This is a genomic window from Deinococcus aerophilus (assembly GCF_014647075.1).
Lineage (GTDB): Bacteria > Deinococcota > Deinococci > Deinococcales > Deinococcaceae > Deinococcus > Deinococcus aerophilus.
Window position 1 is genome coordinate 1 of the sequence record NZ_BMOM01000032.1, and the last position, 19655, is coordinate 19655.

The window sequence follows — 19655 nt, forward strand, 5'->3', positions numbered from 1 at the left end:
CCCGTCTCCTGCTCCGCCGGCTGGTCACAATATGAAAAGACTGTCTGAGACAGTCTTTTCATTTCCAAAACGGGCTCTAGGGCATAAATGGCGGCATACCCTTCGACAGTGACCTTTGGCATACCAGCGTGGAGCAGGGCCGCTTCCACACTATCAACACGCAGGTAAGCCGCATGAAGCCGATAAGCGATGGATCGGGCGAGGGTGCTCTTTCCCGTTCCTGGTAAGCCTGAAAAGACAATGAGCATCACGGGAAGTGTAGAGGAAGCTGCCGAGAGCAGCTCCTGCTTTTCTGCCGAAACATTGCGAGACTCGTCCCCGCCTTGTGTCAACCCCTATTCGAGGTATATCGCAGGCACGAAAGTCCAGGAGCAATCCAGCAGAATAGGAACATGTTTGAGTTTGAAGTACAGCATCAGGATGGTCGGGCTCGGGTGGCGCAGTTCCGGACGCCACGCGGAACGGTCACCACGCCCATGTTCATGCCGGTTGGTACGCAGGGAACGGTCAAGGGAATCAGCCCCGATGAACTCCTCGCCATCGGTTCACAGATGATTCTGGGCAACACCTACCACCTGATGCTGCGGCCCGGCGAGGATCTGGTGGCGGCGCATGGGGGCCTGCCCGGCTTCACCGCCTATCCGGGGCCGTTCCTGACCGATTCCGGAGGATTTCAGGTGATGAGCCTGGGGCACATGCGCAAGATCAGTGAAGAGGGGGTGGTCTTCAAGAGCCATCTGGACGGCAGCCTGGTGGATCTGACCCCCGAGCGCAGCGTGGCCGTGCAGGAAGCCCTGGGGGCCGATGTGATCATGGCCTTTGACGAGTGCCCGCCCTTTCCTGCCGAGCGCGAGTACATCACCCGCAGCCTGGAGCGCACCGTCCGCTGGCTGGACCGCTGCCTGAGTGCCAAATCCCGGCCCGAGCAGGCGCTGTTCGCCATCGTGCAGGGAGGCATTCACCCGGACCTGCGCCAGCGCAGCTTGGACCTGACATTGCCGTTTGCCACCCCCGGCTTCGCCATTGGGGGGCTGGCGGTGGGCGAGAGCAAGGCCGAGATGTACCCGGCGGTCGACTTCACCACGGCGCGTCTGCCGGCCGACAAGCCGCGTTACCTGATGGGGGTGGGCCATCCCGAGGATCTGGTGGCGGGCATCGCCCTGGGAGTGGATATGTTCGACTGCGTGTATCCCACCCGCACCGGGCGTTTCGGGTACGCCCTGACGGACGACGGACGCCTGAACATGAACTCCAGCGGGCCACGCCGGGACCTGCGTCCCATTGACGAGGACTGCGACTGCTATGCGTGCCGTCACTACACCCGCGCCTACCTGGCCCACCTTGTGAGGGCGGAGGAGATGCTCGGACCGAGAATGCTGTCTCTGCACAACCTGCGTTACCTACACCGCCTCGTGGAGCGGGCCAGGGCGAGCATCGAACAGGGCACTTTCGTCGACTGGGCCACCGACTGGGGTCTGCGCTACTTCAAGGGCGCGCTGCCTGAATGGTTCGCGCAGACGCTGCGAGCAACCGAGGCGACACCCGCCTGACAGCGCTCAGGACCACCCGGATGGCCTGCCCGCGCATGTGTTCGGTGTGGTCCTCATGAGACCCGCTCACCTTCATCACTTGATCAGAAAGCTTCGTTTGCGCTCGAGAAGCAGGTTTTACCACGCTCTCAGGGTTGACCCCCTGATCTTCATGCTTGTATCATCCGTCTGATCTGCCTTTCGACAAGCCATTCAGGTGTGACGGAAGCAGGTTGCGCGAAGGGATCATGCAGCGGTGAACTACTCCGGGAGAGGAAACTCGGGAACTCGCCCCATCGTCATCTTCAGAAGCCGCAAGGCTGCTTCCGACGCGCGACGTTTTTTTGGGGGTTCATATGAAGAAAAGCCTGCTCGTTCTCACCGCCGCACTGTCGTTCGGCATGGCCGCTGCCCAGACCGCAGCGCCCGCCAGCGCGCCCCAGGTGCCTGCACTGACCGACGTTCCCGCCGGTCACTGGGCCAAGGACGCCATCGACAAGCTCGTCAGCCAGGGCATCATCCTGGGCTACCCGGACGGCACGTACCGTGGCACCCAGAACCTGACCCGCTACGAAGCCGCCGTGATCATCGCGCGCCTGCTCGATCAGGTCCGCACCGGTGAAGTGCCAGCCAGCAGCATCGACGCCGACACCCTGACCGCGCTGCAGAACGCGATTCAGGAACTGGCTGCCGACCTCGCCGCCCTGGGCGTGCGCGTCAGCGACCTGGAAGAGAACGCCGTCAGCCGTGACGACTTCAGCCGCCTAGAAGAGCGTGTCGAGACCATCGCCGCTAGCCAGGGCGACGCTGAAGCCATCGCCAACATCCAGTCCCAGATCGACGACCTGAGCGCCCGCGCCGACGACTACGACACCCTGCGTGCCGACGTCGACGACAACGCCAGCTCCATCGCCGCCCTGAACGACCTGACCGTCCTGCTCAACCAAGACATCCTGAACCTGCAAGACCGCGTGAGCGCCGTCGAAGCGGCCCAGGCCGATCTGGTTGCACGCGCCGACTTCGACACCCTGTCGGGCCGCGTGGGCACCGTGGAAGGCCGTGTTACCAAGGTCGAGACCTCGGTCAGCAGCCTGGACAACCGCGTCAAGCAGCTGGAGAAGTACGCCTTCAGCCTGCGCCCCACGCTGAGCGCCACCTACTACGTGGCCCGCGGCACCCGCGACATGGACTTCGACCGCCTGATCCCCGGCACCATCTTCAGCACCGGTGATGACGGCAACAGCGACACCGCTGATACTGCGGTGGACTACGTCGACATGGCGCGCGCCCAGACCCCCGTCAGCAACACCCTGACCGGCTTCTACGGCTTCAGCACGGCCGCGGCCACCCCGGTCAACGTGCAGGGCAACACCAGCCTGAGCTTCAGCATTGCCTTCGACAACGCCGGCAAGGTCGACACCGTGACCAGCGCGTCCAGCGGCGTGTTCGCCAAGAGCGCTGGCAAGCTGAACGTCAACAAGGTGGACCTGAACTTCGGCGTCCGCGCTGGCCTGCCCACCGCCGACAGCCGTTACCCCGACGTGACCCAGGACGGCACCACCTACCGCCCCCTGTTCTTCTACTTCAAGCAGGGCACCGCCGACTTCACCGTGGGCAACGCCCCCGTGACCGTGCAGTTTGGCAAGGCCCTGAAGTTCAAGTTCGCCGACTACCTGTTTGACAACGACGTGGTTGGTCGCGGCGACGGCTTCGTGGTCACCGTTGACGGCAGCACGGTCCCCGTGATCGGCGCCTACAAGCCCACCATCACCGTGGTCTACGGCAGCCGCAACGGCAACCGTGACGCGCTGACGACCACCGACACCACCACCAACGTCACGACGGTCACGGGCTTTGGCGACGACTTCGGCGCGTACAAGTACTACCGTGGCGTCCGCGCGACCATCACTCCCGTCGGCACCCTGAAGGCGGGCCTGAGCTACGCCCAGGAAGGCCTGGACACCGTGGGTGCCCAGCTGGCCGCCAACTATGCCCGCAACGGCGACACGACCGTGACGCCCAACATCGCTGCGAGCAACATCGTGGTCACCAGCGACGTTGTTGCCTTCGGTGCGGACCTGCACGGTGCGGTCGGCGGCTGGCAGATCGACAGCGAGTACGCCCAGAGCCGTCTGATCACCACCACCTACGCTGCGAGCACGGGCGCGGCCACCACCAGCCAGGCCACCGAGCGCGCCTTCTACGGCAAGGTCGCCGGCAGCCTGGGACCGGTCAAGGTCTATGACCTGAACTACCGCAACATCACCGCTGGCTACAACAAGACCGCGGGCATCATGGAAGCCAACCCCACGGCGGAAAACAGCACCGCTCCCTACCACAACAACCAGCAGGGCTACGGCGTCAAGGCGTCGGCTGCGCTGGGACCAGTGGCCGTGGGCGCGTACTACGACCGCGAAACCAACAATGCCGGTACGGCGGGCACGACCATCGTGGACCGCGGCGCGGCAGCCAAGGTCAGCCTGTTCAACTTGGTCTCGGTGCGCGGCGGCTACTACGAGTACCTCAAGGAAACGGGCGCCTACGACTACGTGAATGCGCTTGACGGCAACGGCCGCCGCTACAGCGTGCGTGCGGACATCACCCCGGGCCTGGGCCTGGCGATCGGCGCGTACTACAACAACGTCATGATCAACGGGGCACGCACCCAGAGTGACGCCCAGCTGTTCCGTAACAGCAAGTACAACAGCTACTTCGGCCTGACCAACAACGAGTTCCTGAACTCGGCCGGCTGTGGCGTGGATCACCCCGGCATTGCCCGCACGGGCACCGACGGTGTGGGCGGCGCGCTGAACTTCACGATGGCCAACTTCACGGACAAGACCTGCTACACCGAGTTCGGTGCCGAGCTGAAGCATGACGGCAAGGATGCCGGCGCGCTGGTCAAGGACCTGTCCTTCCGCATCGGTTACGCCTCGCGTTACCGCAACTTCAGCGGCAAGTACGACAACAGCTTCACCTACGGCGACGTGCTGTACGGCAAGAAGATCGGCGTCGTCCAGGTGGACGTGAAGGGTGCCTTCGGCATGGACCGCTACGCGGACGCCGAGCGCAACCGCACCGATCTGGCCATCGACACCAACAGCGTGGACAACAGCAACGTGGCCGCCATTGGCGTGAAGGTTGTCACCGATCCTCTGAACATGATCTTCAAGCCCAGCTTCGAGGGTCAGGTCGGCTACTACACCCGCAGCCACGACTACGGCACCTACCAGAACGCCGGCAACACCGTGGCGACCACCAACCAGGACTACACTTCCACCGCGCTGAAGTACATGGCCGGCGTGAAGTTCAACGAGTTCCTGCTGCCCAACACCAAGCTGGCCGTGTACTACTCGGGCTACCAGGCCAAGAACCGCGCCTACACCCCGTACAACGCTGGCACCAACGCTGCGGGCTACTACGCCGACCAGAACAACGGTGGCGCGACCGTCAGCCAGGACCTGCTGTACGTGGAAGGCAACTACTACGACCTGTCCTTCGGCTACGGCGTGGGCAACCTGCGTCTGCGCGACGTGCCCACCGGCACCACTGCGCCCGCCGATGCCCGTGGCCAGGTCTTCAAGATCAGCTACAAGGTCAACTTCTAAGCCCCTACTCCTCACCCTGTTTCCTGAAAGCCCCCGCCTTTGTGCGGGGGTTTTTCCTGTTTCAGGGGAGGCCAGACGCTTTGGGGCGCAAGTGCCGCTAGACTCTGGACATGCTTGCTGTGTTCGGTCACCTGAATCCTGATACCGATGCCATCGCCTCTGCCCTGGTCTATGCCCGGCTGCTGTCCCGTCAGGGTGTACAGGCCCAGGCCTACCGGCTGGGCGACCTCAATTTCGAGACGCCTTTTGTGCTGCGGCACGCGGATGTGGAGGCTCCGCCGCTGTTGCCCTCCCTGCCTGCGGGAACGGCGGTGGCACTGGTGGACCACAATGAGAGCGCCCAATCGGTGTCCAATCTGGCCGAGCTGACCGTGACACGGGTGGTAGACCACCACAAGCTGGGCGACCTGACCACCGTGCAGCCGGCCTTCCTGCGCTTTGAGCCTGTGGGCTGCACCGCCACGCTGCTGCTCAAGCTGCACCGCGAGGCGCGGCTGAGCGTTGAGCAAACCGACGCCCGCTTGATGCTCAGCGCCATCCTGAGCGACACGCTGCATTTCCGCAGTCCCACGACCACCCCCGACGACCGGGAGGCGGTGGCTTTTCTGGCGCCGATTGCAGGCGTGAAGGACGTGACGGCGTACGCGCTGGAGATGTTCGCCGCCAAGAGCGATCTGGGGGACACCCCCGCCGAGGCGCTGCTGAAGATGGACTACAAGGTCTTTCCCTTCGGCGACCCGGCCCAGCCCCAGTCATGGGGCCTGGGAGTCATCGAGACGACCAACCCGGCCTACGTGTTCGGACGCCAGGCCGAGCTGCTGTCGGCGATGACGGCGGCGCGGAACGCAGACGGACTGAGCGGCGTGCTGCTGAGCGTGGTGGACATCCTCAACGAGACCAACCGCACGCTGGTTCCGGGCGCGCTGGAAGAGCAGGTGGTGCGTGAGACCTTCGGCGTGCTGACCACCGGCAGCGTGGCCGACCTGGGCGACCGCATCAGCCGCAAGAAGCAGATCGTACCGGCGCTGGAACGGTATTTCGAGGGCCAGGACGCGCGGAGCTGACCCGGCGGTGGACGCCGACCTGAACTGGCTGTTCGCGCGGCAACGCTTCGGGATGCATCCGGGGCTGACGCGGGTGCGCGCGCTGCTCTCGCGGGTCGGGAATCCGCAGCGGGCGTTTGGGGTGGTCCTGGTGGGGGGCACCAACGGCAAAGGGTCCACGGCCGCCGTGCTCGCTGCCATGCTGCAGGCGGACGGCCGGCGCACGGCCCTGTTCACCAGCCCCCACCTGACCCGCTTTAACGAGCGCTTCCGGGTCAATGGTCAGGAGTTGCCTGAATCTGAGGTTGCCGCTGCCCTCGCCCGCCTGCGCCCCCACGCCGAGGCGACAGACGCGACCTTTTTCGAGATCGTCACGGCCCTGGGAGCGCTGCTGTTCGCGGAAGCGGGGGCAGAGGTGGCGGTCATGGAGGTGGGCCTGGGGGGACGGCTGGATTCCACCAACGCGCTTGATCCGGTTCTCAGCGTGATCACCAACGTCGGCCTTGACCACACGGCGGTCCTGGGAGACACAGTAGAGGCCATCGCCACCGAGAAGGCGGGCATCCTGCGCTCGGGGCTTCCGGCGGTGACCGGGGTGGTGGGTGGCCTGCTGCCCATCCTGCGGGCCACCGGAGCCGGGGTATGGGCCCTGGGCGAGGAACTGCACCCGCAGACCCGGTCTCTGGGCTGGCGGGGAGCCGAGGTTGATCTGGAACTGCCCGCCGGCTCGGTGGCCTTCCAGACGCCCCTGCTGGGGACGCACGGGGCGAGGAACGCTGCGCTGGCGGCGGCGGCGGCGCTACGCTTGGGGGTTTCCCCGGCGGCTGTCCAGCAGGGAGCAGCCGCGGCCACCTGGCCCGGACGGCTGGAAGTGCTGCCGTGGCGGGGCGGGCGCATTCTGCTGGACGGTGCACACAATCCGGACGGTGCGCGGGCGCTGGCCGCCGCCCTGGTGGACCTGCAGGTGCGGCCGCTGCCACTCATCTTCGGAGTGGCGGAGGACAAGGCGGTGGCGGAGGTGGTGCGGGCGCTGCGGCCCCATGCGTCGCGGGTGATCCTGACCCGCGCGGTCCTGAGTCCCCGCGCCGCCCACCCCGACACGCTGGCCCCTCACTTCGCCGAGGTGCCCGTCACGCTGACCGACTCGCCGCAGGAGGCCCTGGCGGTGCTGGAGGCGTACTCCGCCCCTCTGGCGCTGGTGTGCGGCAGCCTCTACCTGATCGGCGAGGTCCGACCCCTGCTGCTGGGCCACAGCGGTGAGGGCCGCGAGCGGTGGCAATAGGGATGGTCGGACCTTTGGGTTGAGAATCCCGTTAAACGGCCTGCCGGCGCTCTGCCTGGGCGATCAGGTAGGCGCGGGCGGCGTTCAGCCAGCGCTGCGCGAGGTCGCTGTGGGGATAGCCGCGTTCGCGCAGCGCCGGGGTGCCCAGGCTCAGCTGCCGCTCGATGCGGCGCACCGCGCTCAGCCCACCGCCGTTCTCGATCTCGATCAGGGTGTTGAGCATGGTGGTGGGGTGAACGTAACCCACTCGAATGCTCTCGGCGATGGTATCCAGTTCACGCATGGTCGGTTCTCCTGGGGCTCCCGCCTTCCTGCCGGTTGACGCTCAGACGGGGCAGAGCAAAGAAAGCTTGCTGCTGATTACGACTATAGCAGAGCGCTGGCGCCTGCAGCAAGAACTCGCCTTGGTGATTCTGTATTGACCGTACCTCGGGGCGGTGTTACACTCCAACCAAGGCTGCCCGATTCTGCCCACAGGCAAACCGTCTCTCTGGAGGGTTGCCGCGCGGTGGAGGGGCCAGTCCCAGGCGGCACGCCGCCTCTGTCTCACGCGGGTCTGTCCGCCGGGGACAGGGGGGTGAGGCCACGCCGCAGCCAAGGAGGTGACACATGAAACTGCACGAACGACTCCGCGAACTCCGTAGTGAACGCGGGCTGCGGCTCAAAGACGTCGCCGAGACCGCCGGGATCAGCGTCCCGTACCTCAGCGACCTCGAACGTGGCCGCACCAATCCTAGCCTGGAAACCCTGCAGACCCTGGCCGGGGCCTACGTCATCACGGTTCACGATCTGCTCGAAGGCGTCGAGTTCTACGGCGCGTCCACCGAGGGCGCCCTGCCCAAGGGACTCGCCGATCTGGTGGCCGATCCCACCCTGGGGCCGCAGATCACGCCCGACTGGGTCCAGACCCTCTCGCGCATTGAACTGCGCGGCAAACGTCCCCGTGACAAGGGCGACTGGTACGAGATCTACCTGCACCTCAAGCGCATCCTGAACTGAGTTTCAGGAGCATACCGGGTCAGCGGCCACCGCCTGCTGGCCTGTTTTATTGGGTCCGGGTGCCTCCCCGGGCCAGTAGCAGGGTACCGGCTCCCCAGGCCCCGCCGATCAGGGACAGGGCAAAGGCCAGCGGCGGCGCGCCCAGGCTGGCGGCCACCGCGCTCAGCCCCAGCAGCGCGCCCACCGCGTCGGGCACCGGCAGGCGCAGGCGGTGGGCCACGCTGCGGCCCACGTCGTAGGCGCTCACGCTCAGGCCCACCGCGATCAACACGGCGGTCAGGGCGGCGGCGACCAGCGCCGGACCCAGCAGCCCCGAGAGTGCCAGGGCCAGTGCCGGGCCGCTCAGCGCGGCCAGGGCGAGCACGCCCAGGGCCAGCGTGCGCATGGGGGCGTGGCGCTGCCGGCTCGCCAGGGTGGGGGCCAGCCCCGCCACGAACAGCAGCAGCAGCGCGCCCCCGGTCAGCGTGACGAACACCTGCGGCCACGCCGCGCTGCCCAGCCAGCCCAGCAGCGGGCGGAAGGCGGCAACGGTCGCCAGGGCGATGCCCTGCGGCGGCGAGGTTTCCAGGGCGTCCAGGTCATCCGGAGCGTGCCCGAGCAGTGCATTGACCCGTCCGCTGACCTGGGCCCCGGGAGCTCGGCGCACGTCGCCCAGCAGCGTGACCACCTCGCCGCGCACCCGCGCGCCCGCTTCCAGCTGAATGTGGCCGCCCACGGCGATGACGTTGCCCTCCACCGGTTCATTGACGGTGATGTTCTGTCCGAAGCGCACGTCTCCGTGGGCTGCAACCGCATACAGCGCGGGCAGGGTCAACACGGCGCTGAGCGCAAAGGCCCCGGCCCCGACCTGCCGCATCACGGGCCCCGGCCGCCAGCTCACGGCGGCGGAGGTGAGCAGCAGCAGACCCAGCCCGACTCCAGCAAGCGGCGAGACCTGCGCGAGCAGGGTACGCAGCACCAGTGCCCCGGCGGCCAGATTGGGCCACGCCGTCGTGATGGCCAGCAGGGTCAGGCCGACCATCAGGGCGAGCACGAGCACCAGTGGAGCCGGGTTGTGCCGGACTGCGGTGGCCGCGTTCAGACCAGGGACGCCTTCCGGAATGGGCAAGGGGGACGGCCGGACCTCGGGTCTGCGAACCTGCCCGGAACCGGGGGCCTGCCCGCGCTCCACCTCCCGGACCAGCCGGGGCACCACCGCCGCCGCCACCGAGGACGGCAGCGGGGGGACCGGGAGGACCCCGGTGAGCCGGGCCGACGCTGTTACTTCCGCCGCGACGGCCGCCGCCACACTGCGCGGCAGCGGGGCAGCGCCCAGCAGGTGGGCCGTGCGAACATCGTCCATCACCTCGGCTGCGAGGCTGCGGGGCAGGGGAGGCGGCTGGATATCTTGCAGGGTCAGCGAGGCGGCGATGTCCGAGACGACTGCCCCCGCCACGGAACGGGGAAGCCGGGACGGAGCAGCTTCCAGGCGGGCGCGCCAGGCGATGTCTGAGGCGGCGGCGGCGGCCACACTGCCGGGCAATGGCGGCGGCGGCAGGGCACCCAGTTGCCGCGTGACCGCACCGAGCGCCCGCCGCCAGCGGTCCACCCCCACCTGATCGGGCACGGCGCGCAGCAGGTCGTGCTCGGCCGGAGACAACTCTCCGGCGGACTCGCGGTGCAACAGGTCGAGCCAGGCGGGTCGTGGTGGCTCGGCCTGCGGCGCTGCGCCCGGGTTGTGTCGCTCCGCGTCCATGTCTTTCCTCTACGCCTTTTGGCTGACCCTGGTTCCCAACCGTGGTCCCGGCTGTCTAGGGCACCGGGCGTTCAGGGTGCTGGGTTTTCTCTGGCCTGAGCCCGATAGTCGCCGCTCTTGCCACCGGTCTTGCTCAGCAGCCGCACGCCGGAGATCTCCAGCGCCTTGCTCGCAGCCTTGAGCATGTCGTACACGTTCAGGGCGGCCACACTGACGGCGGTCAGGGCCTCCATCTCCACACCGGTGGGAGCGGTGGTGCGCACCGTAGCCTCGATGCGCACGCCCGCGTCCTCCAGGGTGATCTGCACGTCCGCCCCGGTGACTGGAATGGGATGGCACAGCAGAATCAGGTCCGCTGTGCGCTTGCTGCCCGCCAGCCCCGCGAGCCGGGCCACGGTCAGGGGGTCTCCTTTGGGATTGGTGCCCGCCTGCAGCGCGGCTCGGGCCTCGGGGGGCAGGCGCACCCAGGCCTCGGCCGTCGCTGTCCGTGTGGTGGCGGCCTTATCCGTCACGTCCACCATGCGGGGCAGGCCGTCCTGAAAATGGGTGAGCCGGGGCGGCTGTGCGGGGGGAGGGGCCACCCTCAGTCCTCCGGCAGCTTGAGGTCGCGCAGCGCGGCGAAGGGGGTCTGCCGGGCGTGGGTGGTGCCTTCCGGAATGCCCAGGTTGTCGTCGATCTCCTCGACCGGCACGGCGGCCATGTGTTCACAGGAGCCTTCGTTGAGGTCCTGGCCGCAGATCTGACACAGCCCCTTGCACTCGGGGTCGTGCAGCACACTCAGGGGCGACTGCAGCAGGGTCGTCTCGGCGAGATAGCTGCTGAGGTCGACGTTGGGGTCACCGAAGACCAGCACTTCCTCGCCGGTCTCCGCCTCCTCCAGGTAGGGGGCGTCGGCGGACGGCTCGTAGCGCATCAGGGTGCCCAGCGTGAGTTCCAGCGGCACCGGCACCTCCCGCAGGCAGCGGGCGCACTCCATGACCACCGTCGGCTCGAAGGTGCCCTGCAGATACATCTCGTTGCCGCTGAGCGCGTTGACGTCAATGTCATACGCGGCGGGTTCCGTGAAGGTGAGCGTCTGGGGCTGTCCGCCCTGCTCGTAGTGGAGGTGATCCAGGGTGCCCTCGGCGTGCGCGTCGTCCGACGAGCGCAGCAGTGAGCCCAGGTGAATTCGGGGAGAATCGTTCATCGCTCAATCATAGGGCGCGGGGGCGTCCATTAACCGCGCTCCCGTCACGGTCCAGCCGGACCTACCCCAGTTGCGTTACAACAGCGCTGGTCCGCCTGCCCAGCAGCATACAGAGCGGGCCAGAGGCCACCAGGGCAGGAGGCTCAGGCCAGTTCCACCACGCTGGCATCCGAGATGGTCAGCTTGTGGGCGCGGGGCATGGTGTGGCCGCCGCTGACGCGGGCGCGCACGCCGATCAGGCAGTCCTGCAACCGTTGGCCGACGTTCTCGATCACGGCTCCCTCGTCCACCACACTGTGCTCGACCTCGGCCCCGCGGATCACGCTGCCGCGCCCGATGCTGGTAAAGGGCCCGATGTAGGCGTCCTCGATGATCACGTCCTCGTCCAGCATCACCGGTCCCACGATCTTGCTGCGGATCACCCGGGCCGACGCCGGAACCACCACCCGCCCCGAAATCAGGGAGTCCTCGATCGTCCCCTGGAGGTCGGCCTCGATGTCCTCGAGCAGCAGCCGGTTGGCATCCAGCAGGTCGGCCGGACGTCCGGTGTCCTTCCACCAGCCCTCGACCCGCTGGCCCAGCACCGCGCAGCCCCGGTCGATCAGGCCCTGGATACCGTCGGTGATCTCGTATTCGCCCCGTGCGGAGGGGGGCATGCCCTCGAGCACCTCGAAAATCTGAGGAGTAAAGCAGTACAGGCCCGCCACCGCCAGGTTGCTGGGCGGGTCCTTGGGCTTCTCGACGAGCCGGGTGATGCGCTGGCCGTCAAGCTGGGCCACCCCGAACGCCGTTGGATCGGGCACCTCGACCAGCGCGATCAGGGCCGCCGGTGTCTGCTTTTCAAACTGCTCTATGAACGGCCGGGCCCCGAACTCGAACAGGTTGTCTCCCAGGTATACACAGAAATTGGATTCCCCCACCCACTCGCGGGCGGTGAGGACTGCGTGCCCCAGCCCCAGCTGTTCGTGCTGGTTGATCAGGGTGACCGTGACACCCTGGACCTTGCGCAGGGCATGTTGAATCTCGCCGCGGGTAATGTCGGAGACCACCACGCCGATCTCTGTAATTCCCGCCGCCGCCAGGGTCTGGATGGCGTGCCGGATGATGGGCTGCCCGGCCACCCGCAGCACAGGCTTGGGCCGGGTAAAGGTCAGGGGACGCAGACGGGTGCCCAGGCCTGCGGCGGGGATAATGGCTTTCATTGAGGGTATTCTAGGTGTTCTCTTTTCCCATCTCTCTGACACAATCTTGACCCTTATCGCAACTCCTGATAGGTCCGGTTTTTCCTTGGAGGAGTCAGGCGGAATGGCATAACCGGTACATTACCTGCCGGAATGGGATGGCACAAAGCTGTCCCGTTCTCCTTTTCGAAAGGATAAGATGCGGCGGTGTCTGCAGTCGTCTGCGGCGGAGTCCACCTATGAACAGAAATTTGCTCCGGGGATCTTGGCCCCTATGATTGCCGCGCCTGCATTTCCCGTCTTGAAGCCTGTTGTACGTGCAGGGACCTGTGTGCCATGTTCTCTCGTCATACGTGTGCAGCTACACGAGGCTTGCGGGTGACGTCGGTACCTCCTCCCCGTCGGTTGCCGTCTGATCTGCTGTGTCAGGAGCCCAACACCGAAATTGACTTAATTTCCCTATGGCGTGGGGTGCGTCTGCTGCTGCCCAAGATCTTGCTGGTAGCCATCGGTCTGTCCCTAGCGGTTTACTGGTGGTCACGGACTCAACCGGTGATCTACGAGGCAGTGGCCAGCCTGATTGCTTCTAGTACCCAGGGTCAGATTGGGGTGGTGGGTGGTTCGGTCATTTCACCCCTGCCGGCGGGGACAGTGGCCCAGGTGACTCAGAGTCCTCTGGTTCTGCGTCCTCTGATCGCGGCGGTGCGGGAAAACCGATCTCTGCTGACCGCTGAGAGACAGTGGCTCGTTTCGCAACTTGAACGTGATCTCTCGTCGCCTGATGAGCGACGAGAAAAAATTGTAAGTGTCAGCGCCGAGCAGGGGATCGGGGAAAACAGTGTCTACACCTTAAGGACCCGTGCCCCTTCAGCAAGCGCGGCCCGCGTTCTGGCAAATCTGGCGAGCGAGCAGCTGTTGGCCTGGGATACCGAACGGACCTTACGGGAGGTGGCTCTGGCCCAGACCAATTTCACTTTGCAGCTGGCACAGGTGGACCGTCGGCTGTCTTTGCCGGGACTGTCCTCATTGGAACGGCAAACCTTGATCTACCGTCGGGCCACCATGCAAGACAATCTCGCGCAGTTGGCATTTTTGAAGACTGCCAGGCCCAGCAGTCTTCAGGCTCTGGTCAGTGCTGTGGACCCGGCCCAACCCATCACTGCATCTCCGTTAAGGAACGCTGCCTTGATTGGCGTACTGGGACTATTTCTGGGAAGTGGGATGGCTGTTGTGCTGACGCTAATGCGTCCCTTGATCTGGACCGAAAGAGATCTTGTATCTCGAGGTCTGTCTACCCTGGCAGTCTTACCCCGGCACAGGGCGGGCCTGTCTGATTCACAAGAACTGATCGGTTTTTTAAGGGTTCAGGTACTAAATGTTCTTCAGAACCATGACCGGCCCGTGCTGATGGTTGCTGGAGTGGCCGGGGGCGAAGGAGCGAGTACCCTGTGTGCCAGACTGGCACTAAGTCTGGCGCACAGTGGTCAACGCGTGCTGGTGGTGAATGCCGATCAAAAGCGCGGAATCCAGCATCCCCTGGAAGTGAAGGGAGGCGCAGATCAACCGTGGCGTCAGATGACGGAGCCGGGTGGCGCGCGCGACATGCAAAGTGTTGTGTCAGAAACTCCTGCCTTACAAATCAAGGAGGTCGGGTTACGGGTACATTTGCTTGCGGCCAGCGGCACACCGGGCAGTACTGACCGTGCAGACCTCCCTGCTGGTGGGCCTGAGATCAGTACCCTCGTCGATATGGCAGGTCAGTCCGGTCTGGGCGAGATGCTGCGCTGCTGGGGTCAGGGCCATGATCTGATACTTGTCGACAGTCCTCCGCTGTTGGTCTGCTCCGACGGTTTGCGGCTAGGACAGCATACCGACGGCATACTGATCGTGATTGAGGCAGGGCGGACCTCGCTGTACGAACTGGATCAGACTTTGCGTTATGCCGCAGCCGTGGGACTGCCTGTCTTGGGCTTCGTATTGAATAAGGCTCCTGCGGTGGCTCGGAGATCTCGGTTCAAGCATGACGGCATTCGTACCGGGGAAGCCCGGTAGGTATGGGATTGCACCTGTCTTCCGGAGTGCAGTCTCAACGTACCGGTCAGCAGTACACGTCGGCTCGTCTGTCACAACTACCGCAGGCTCTAGCCTTGTTGTTGGGCGACCTGCTGAGTGCCTTGCTGGCGCAATTGCTCGCATCTGTGTTGTTGAGTGCCCTGGGCCGCCCCCCTCTGCGGCTGGACCCCCCGCTGATCTGGATGGGCTTATGGCTGCTATGGCGGGCTTATCAGGGGTTTTACCCAGGCTATGGACGCTCACCTCAAACCGAACTGAGATTGCATACCTTGGGAACCTGTCAGGTCGCGCTGGCCCAACTTGCCGCAGCGTTCGCTGTTCATCAGCTGGTCCCCAGCGTTGGTGGTGTGCTCCTGATGTGGTTCCTACTGGTGGTGTTCGCACTCCTGACCCGTTACACCGTACGTGCCGTGCTGATCACCTGGGGACAGTATGGGCGCGACATCAGCGTGATCGGGGCCGGTCGTACGGCGGCTTTGACCATTGCCCATTTGCGGGCCAATCCAGCTTATGGGCTTCGCCCCGTGGCTACCTATGATGACAACCCCCGCTTGCATGGCAGCAGTGTTCAGGGCGTACCAGTAGTTGGTGCCATCGAACTCGCGCTCCGTTGTCCTCTGACGGAGCAAGCATTGATCTCTATCCCAGGGGCACGTGCAGAAACACAAAGTCGACTGGTAAATAGCGTTTATGCAGTCTTCCCCATTACTTGGATTATTCCTGATCTTTTTGGAGTGCCAAATCAAGCATTGAAAACTCACAATATTGGAAGTCTGGCAACTTTAGAGATTCGAAACAATCTGAGAAGCAGGCGTTCTCAAATAGTTAAGAGACTCCTTGATATTGTACTTAGTTTGATTGGGCTGGTGTTGGCATCTCCTCTTTTTTTGCTCATAATCATTATTATTTATATTAATAGTCCTGGCCCGGTGATTTACAGATCATCTCGCATCGGCAGAAACTTCCAATTGTTTGATTGTTATAAATTTCGGAGCATGTACCACGAATCGGATCTGATGCTTGAAAAAATTCTTGATGAAGACTATGCGATGCGTAAGGAATATGAGACTTTTCACAAGCTGCGTCGCGATCCTAGAATTACAAGTGTCGGCGGCGTCTTAAGAAGATTCAGTTTAGATGAGTTGCCTCAAATCTTCAATGTTCTAAAAGGTAATATGAGTTTAGTGGGGCCCAGACCTTACTTGCCAAGCGAAAAGGACAAAATGGGTGAGATTGCCCATTTTATTGCCCAGGTTTCACCTGGAATGACTGGTTATTGGCAAGTTGTAGGGAGAAATCACACGACGTTCGATGAGCGTCTGGAGATGGATAGGTTCTACATTGCTAACTGGACGCCATGGCTTGATTTGGTCTTACTGATTCAGACAGTAAGAGTGGTTATAGTGGGGAAAGGTGCCTACTAGTTTATGAATCAGAAAAGAATGGTGAAAAACTTTCTAATCCTTTCTGTATTGCAAATTTCAGGTTTTATTTTTCCACTTATCTCATTGCCCTATCTAGCTAAGACATTGGGCATCCAAATGCTAGGAGTATACTCGCTCTTTCAATCTGTGACCGTCATAACCTCGGTAATCGCCGATTACGGCTATATAACCAATGGTACACAAAGAATATCTACTATTAAGGGCAATTCAAAAAAAATTAGCATTATAATAAATAATGCACTTTACCTGCGGCTTAACATAGCTATAGCGGCGTCTTTTTGTGGTGCGGCGTATCTGTTCTCAGTCATTCCTAAAGGCATGCAAACTTTGCCAAATCTTTTAACAGTGGTGGTGGCAACAGTTTTAAGTTCCTTAAATCTTCCCTGGGTGTTTCAGGGACTGGAGAAAATGCCCCAATACTCCGCGATTTTGATCGCAGGACGCACGTTTTCTTTGATGCTAATTCTAGCTCTAGTATCTGGTCCAGCTAATTTACAAACGGCCTTGTGGGTTAGCCTGCTGCCTCAATTGATTGGGGCAGTATTTTCTATTTTTTATATCAGCAAATATTTAAATTGGAAGTTTAAAGTCCCCAGGATACTGGATGCTAAACTGGAATTGATCTATGGCTGGAATTTTTTTACCCCCAATTTTTATAGTATATTTTTCACACAAGTAGGGCTTATAGCTCTTGGAATGTACCAAAGTCAGATGGTTGTTGGCGGCTATGCCGTAATGGATCGAATTGCAAAAGCCGTGGGGAGTTTAAACGGAGCTGTTAATCAGGCTGTCTACCCACAAGTCGCTTTTGCGATGTCTCAATCGCACTCCATAGGGGTGGCAGTACTGCGTAAATACGCTTTAATATTTCTTCCACCCGCCCTCGTTTTATCTCTCATTCTGGCTTTTTATAGCCCTACTATTGTCAGTATATTTTTTGGAGAAACTTATGTTCCATTTTCGGATGCCCTGAGATATCTCTCTATATTCATATTTTTGTCCTCTGTAAATACTTTCATTGGAGTTATATATATGAATACGTCTGGCAGGCAAAGAGAATATAGTCGGGCAACCCTCGTCGGAACCTTGGTAGCTCTGGTTCTATACTTCTCGCTCCCAGCATTAATAGGTTATTATGCGCCGGTCTTCGGAATTATTTTAGGCGAATCTCTTATTATAGTAATAATATTAAGCAGTATATTCAAAAAGAGAAATAAGAATGTATGACTTTACTTTTATTCTTCCTGAAATATCTAGGCGTCCCATTGGAGGATATAAAATCGTTTATGAATATTGCAACAGACTTTCTGATCTAGGATATAACGTTTCCATCATTCATCTCCGAAAGAGATCTAAAAGCAAGCTGCATTTTGTTAAAAGAGTGATTGAAAATTTGCTGCATAAATATATTTTTGGAAGTGAGGTCGTCTGGTTTCGACTTGCTATCGGGATCAAAGTTCAGGAAATTGAAAGTGCCCACATATTGGAAGACCAACAATTCGAATCGCTGTACTACGTGGCTACTGCCTGGGATACGGCAAAAATAACCAAAAAAATAGCAGATTTCTTTAATGCTTATGGTTTATATCTCATTCAAGGCTATGAGACATGGGATGCTGAGGAAAAGGAGATCATACAGACCTATCATTTGGGATTAAGAAATATTGCCATTGCCAAGTGGCTGCAGGAGAGTGTGAAGAATTCCGGCGCAGAGTGTTACTTTGTACCAAATGCCTTCGATTTTGAAGACTTTCACGTAGTTGAGCCGCCCTGCTCTAGAGATGGTAAGATTGTGCTGACTATGTTTCATGACTCACCCCTCAAAGGCTTTAAAGATGTAGTCAGCGCGTGCGAGATAGTCAAAGAAAAATACCCCGAGACAAGGTTTATCGCATTCGGAGCTTACCAGCCGGGCGAATACTTACCAGAATGGATGTCATTCCACTTTGCTCCTTCAAAGGAGCGATTAAGAAATTTGTACAACTCGTCCAGCATTTTTTTGTCTGGAAGTTACACGGAGGGATGGGCCTTGCCACCCTCTGAAGCCATGCAATGTGGGTGTGCCCTGGTTGCCACTGATATACCTGGACATCGTGATTTTTCAATTCACGGTGTGAATGCGTTGCTCTCTGAACCCGGCAATTATCAGTTGATGGCTGAGCACATCAGCCTGCTTCTGGAAAACCCTTCTTTTCGGATTCGGTTGGCCACTTCTGGGAATGAATTTATTCAAAACTATACGTGGTCTAAAACTATATCACGATTTCTTGATATATGTGATGCGGCCAGTATCATACGTATGGATAAAACAAAAATTGAAGCTGATCTGTGAGGGAATATAAAAATGAGCCTTAGTCCGATTTTGACTAGGTGTATACTTGCTTTTTTCTTTGTTATAGCCCTCTTACCCAATGGCCAGGTAGGTCAGGTCAACGTGAAACTCATTTCCTTATTAGTTTGTCTATCATTAATTTTTGTTGAGTTTTTTAGATATAAAATGACCAAATTATCTTTAGTAATTGCTTTTGCATTTTTGAATTTCATATTTGTTCTAAGTATATGGTGGATATTGGGGATAATTAATGAAAATACTTATGCAACAGAACAATTTAAAGGAGTCGTTGTCACTCTCGTAGTGATCGCTATAGCTTTATTCTTTGCAGCCGGACACGAGATCCGCCGACTGCAGGCACTCAAAGCAATTGTCCTTGGAAACTTTATCTATTGTATTCTTAAGCTGTTCATAATAATTCTTATTTATTTAAAGTTGTTAAGCTTTGACGTTCTCATTGGAGTATTTAATTTTCTAAATACTACGCCGGTAACTTTAGAAATACTTCCTAGAGTACTTAGAATTCAGACAATTAGCGACATTCTGTCCCCATTCATTGTTGGAATACTGCTCTATAAAAGAGATATCTGGGTTAAATACCGCGCGATGATTCTGTTTATACTTTTTGCTTCTATCTTATTTTCTTACGCTCGAGCTATATGGCTTTTAACTTTTGCGGTGGTGATTTTAAACCCACAGCAGGCGATTTTAAAAAAGAATTATTTCATCCGCGCTACAACTGCTGTTTCACTTTTTGCAAGTCTTATGATTTTGGGACCCGCACAATACTTGATAAATAGATTTTATGGTGAAAATATTGCAGCATCGGACCAGATCAGGAGTCAGCAAATTGCGGGATTACTAGAATACTCTTTGGCTCGGCCGTTTTTCGGGCATGGTTTTGGAGCCTATATCCCTGGCATTATTCGTGACTCAAATGCGCCTTATACCTATGAAGTTCAATGGTTGGCTCTCCTGATGCAGGTGGGTATTCTGGGGTTGTTTGTGTTGTTGGTCTACTTGATGCTGGGATTTGTTTTTATGGTAAAATCTAGGCAATCCACCTATTGGATTGCGTTATACTTTATGTGGCTACTTATGGGATTTACCAATCCTTATCTTACATCATCTGTTGCGGGCATTGTTTTTGCAATTTGTCTATACCTAAGTAACGAAAAATGGAATAATATGGGAACAGAGAGAAGTTTGGTGAAAATATGAGAAGAAATTTACTGCCTAGGA

16 protein-coding genes are annotated in these 19655 nt (G+C 59.8%); 10 read left to right on the forward strand and 6 right to left on the reverse strand.

The window, feature by feature from the left end:
• The coding region (locus IEY21_RS14145) for a P-loop nucleotide/nucleoside kinase family protein (RefSeq protein ID WP_188904996.1) at positions 1-248 on the reverse strand (248 nt) is incomplete at its 3' end.
• 144 nt (positions 249-392) lie between these two features.
• On the opposite strand from IEY21_RS14145, the gene tgt reads away from it, so the two are divergent.
• The 4 genes from tgt (at position 393) to IEY21_RS14165 (ending at position 7462) form a co-directional block, all read left to right on the forward strand.
• Positions 393-1550, forward strand: coding sequence for a tRNA guanosine(34) transglycosylase Tgt (gene tgt, locus IEY21_RS14150; RefSeq protein ID WP_188904997.1), 1158 nt, complete (start codon positions 393-395; stop codon positions 1548-1550).
• Between the two features lie 335 nt (positions 1551-1885).
• Positions 1886-5137, forward strand: a complete 3252-nt coding sequence (locus IEY21_RS14155; RefSeq protein ID WP_188904998.1) for an S-layer homology domain-containing protein — start codon at positions 1886-1888, stop codon at positions 5135-5137.
• 110 nt (positions 5138-5247) lie between these two features.
• Positions 5248-6201, forward strand: a complete 954-nt coding sequence (locus tag IEY21_RS14160; RefSeq protein WP_188904999.1) for a manganese-dependent inorganic pyrophosphatase — start codon at positions 5248-5250, stop codon at positions 6199-6201.
• A 52-nt stretch (positions 6202-6253) separates the two neighbouring features.
• The gene (locus IEY21_RS14165) at positions 6254-7462 is read left to right on the forward strand and encodes a bifunctional folylpolyglutamate synthase/dihydrofolate synthase (protein ID WP_188905021.1); all 1209 of its coding nucleotides are present in this window, start codon (positions 6254-6256) and stop codon (positions 7460-7462) included.
• Positions 7463-7493: 31 nt separating this feature from the next.
• On the opposite strand, the gene IEY21_RS14170 is transcribed toward IEY21_RS14165, so the two are convergent.
• Positions 7494-7745 (reverse strand): hypothetical protein, encoded by a 252-nt coding sequence (locus tag IEY21_RS14170; protein WP_188905000.1) that lies wholly within the window; start codon positions 7743-7745, stop codon positions 7494-7496.
• Positions 7746-8071: 326 nt separating this feature from the next.
• Between IEY21_RS14170 and IEY21_RS14175 the strand changes: the two genes are divergently transcribed.
• A complete protein-coding gene (locus IEY21_RS14175; protein WP_188905001.1) occupies positions 8072-8461 on the forward strand; it encodes a helix-turn-helix domain-containing protein in 390 nt (129 codons plus the stop codon).
• Positions 8462-8507: 46 nt separating this feature from the next.
• Here the strand turns inward: IEY21_RS14175 and IEY21_RS14180 are convergent, their stop codons facing one another.
• The 4 genes from IEY21_RS14180 to IEY21_RS14195 all read right to left on the reverse strand — a co-directional run bounded on the left by IEY21_RS14180 (position 8508) and on the right by IEY21_RS14195 (position 12584).
• A complete protein-coding gene (locus IEY21_RS14180) occupies positions 8508-10196 on the reverse strand; it encodes a polymer-forming cytoskeletal protein (protein ID WP_188905002.1) in 1689 nt (562 codons plus the stop codon).
• Positions 10197-10267: 71 nt separating this feature from the next.
• Positions 10268-10777, reverse strand: coding sequence for a cyclic pyranopterin monophosphate synthase MoaC (gene moaC / locus IEY21_RS14185; RefSeq protein WP_268237810.1), 510 nt, complete (start codon positions 10775-10777; stop codon positions 10268-10270).
• A gap of 2 nt (positions 10778-10779) precedes the next feature.
• Positions 10780-11382: a YceD family protein gene (locus IEY21_RS14190; RefSeq protein WP_188905003.1), complete on the reverse strand. Its 603-nt coding sequence runs from the start codon at positions 11380-11382 to the stop codon at positions 10780-10782.
• Between the two features lie 143 nt (positions 11383-11525).
• Complete coding sequence (locus IEY21_RS14195) at positions 11526-12584, reverse strand: glucose-1-phosphate thymidylyltransferase (RefSeq protein ID WP_188905004.1); 1059 nt, start codon at positions 12582-12584, stop codon at positions 11526-11528.
• Between the two features lie 450 nt (positions 12585-13034).
• On the opposite strand from IEY21_RS14195, the gene IEY21_RS14200 reads away from it, so the two are divergent.
• The 5 genes from IEY21_RS14200 (at position 13035) to IEY21_RS14220 (ending at position 19634) form a co-directional block, all read left to right on the forward strand.
• Positions 13035-14615: a nucleotide-binding protein gene (locus tag IEY21_RS14200; protein ID WP_188905005.1), complete on the forward strand. Its 1581-nt coding sequence runs from the start codon at positions 13035-13037 to the stop codon at positions 14613-14615.
• Between the two features lie 101 nt (positions 14616-14716).
• Complete coding sequence (wbaP, locus tag IEY21_RS14205) at positions 14717-16060, forward strand: undecaprenyl-phosphate galactose phosphotransferase WbaP (protein ID WP_229753118.1); 1344 nt, start codon at positions 14717-14719, stop codon at positions 16058-16060.
• Positions 16061-16063: 3 nt separating this feature from the next.
• On the forward strand, positions 16064-17308 hold the full coding sequence (locus IEY21_RS14210) for an oligosaccharide flippase family protein (protein WP_188905007.1): 1245 nt from the start codon (positions 16064-16066) through the stop codon (positions 17306-17308).
• Positions 17301-18413 carry a glycosyltransferase family 4 protein gene (locus IEY21_RS14215; protein ID WP_188905008.1) on the forward strand — a complete coding sequence of 371 codons (1113 nt, stop codon included), beginning with the start codon at positions 17301-17303 and terminating at the stop codon, positions 18411-18413. Before IEY21_RS14210 ends, IEY21_RS14215 begins: the two co-directional genes overlap by 8 nt.
• Before the next feature lie 165 nt (positions 18414-18578).
• Positions 18579-19634 carry an O-antigen ligase family protein gene (locus IEY21_RS14220; RefSeq protein ID WP_188905009.1) on the forward strand — a complete coding sequence of 352 codons (1056 nt, stop codon included), beginning with the start codon at positions 18579-18581 and terminating at the stop codon, positions 19632-19634.
• Positions 19635-19655: the final 21 nt, after the last annotated feature.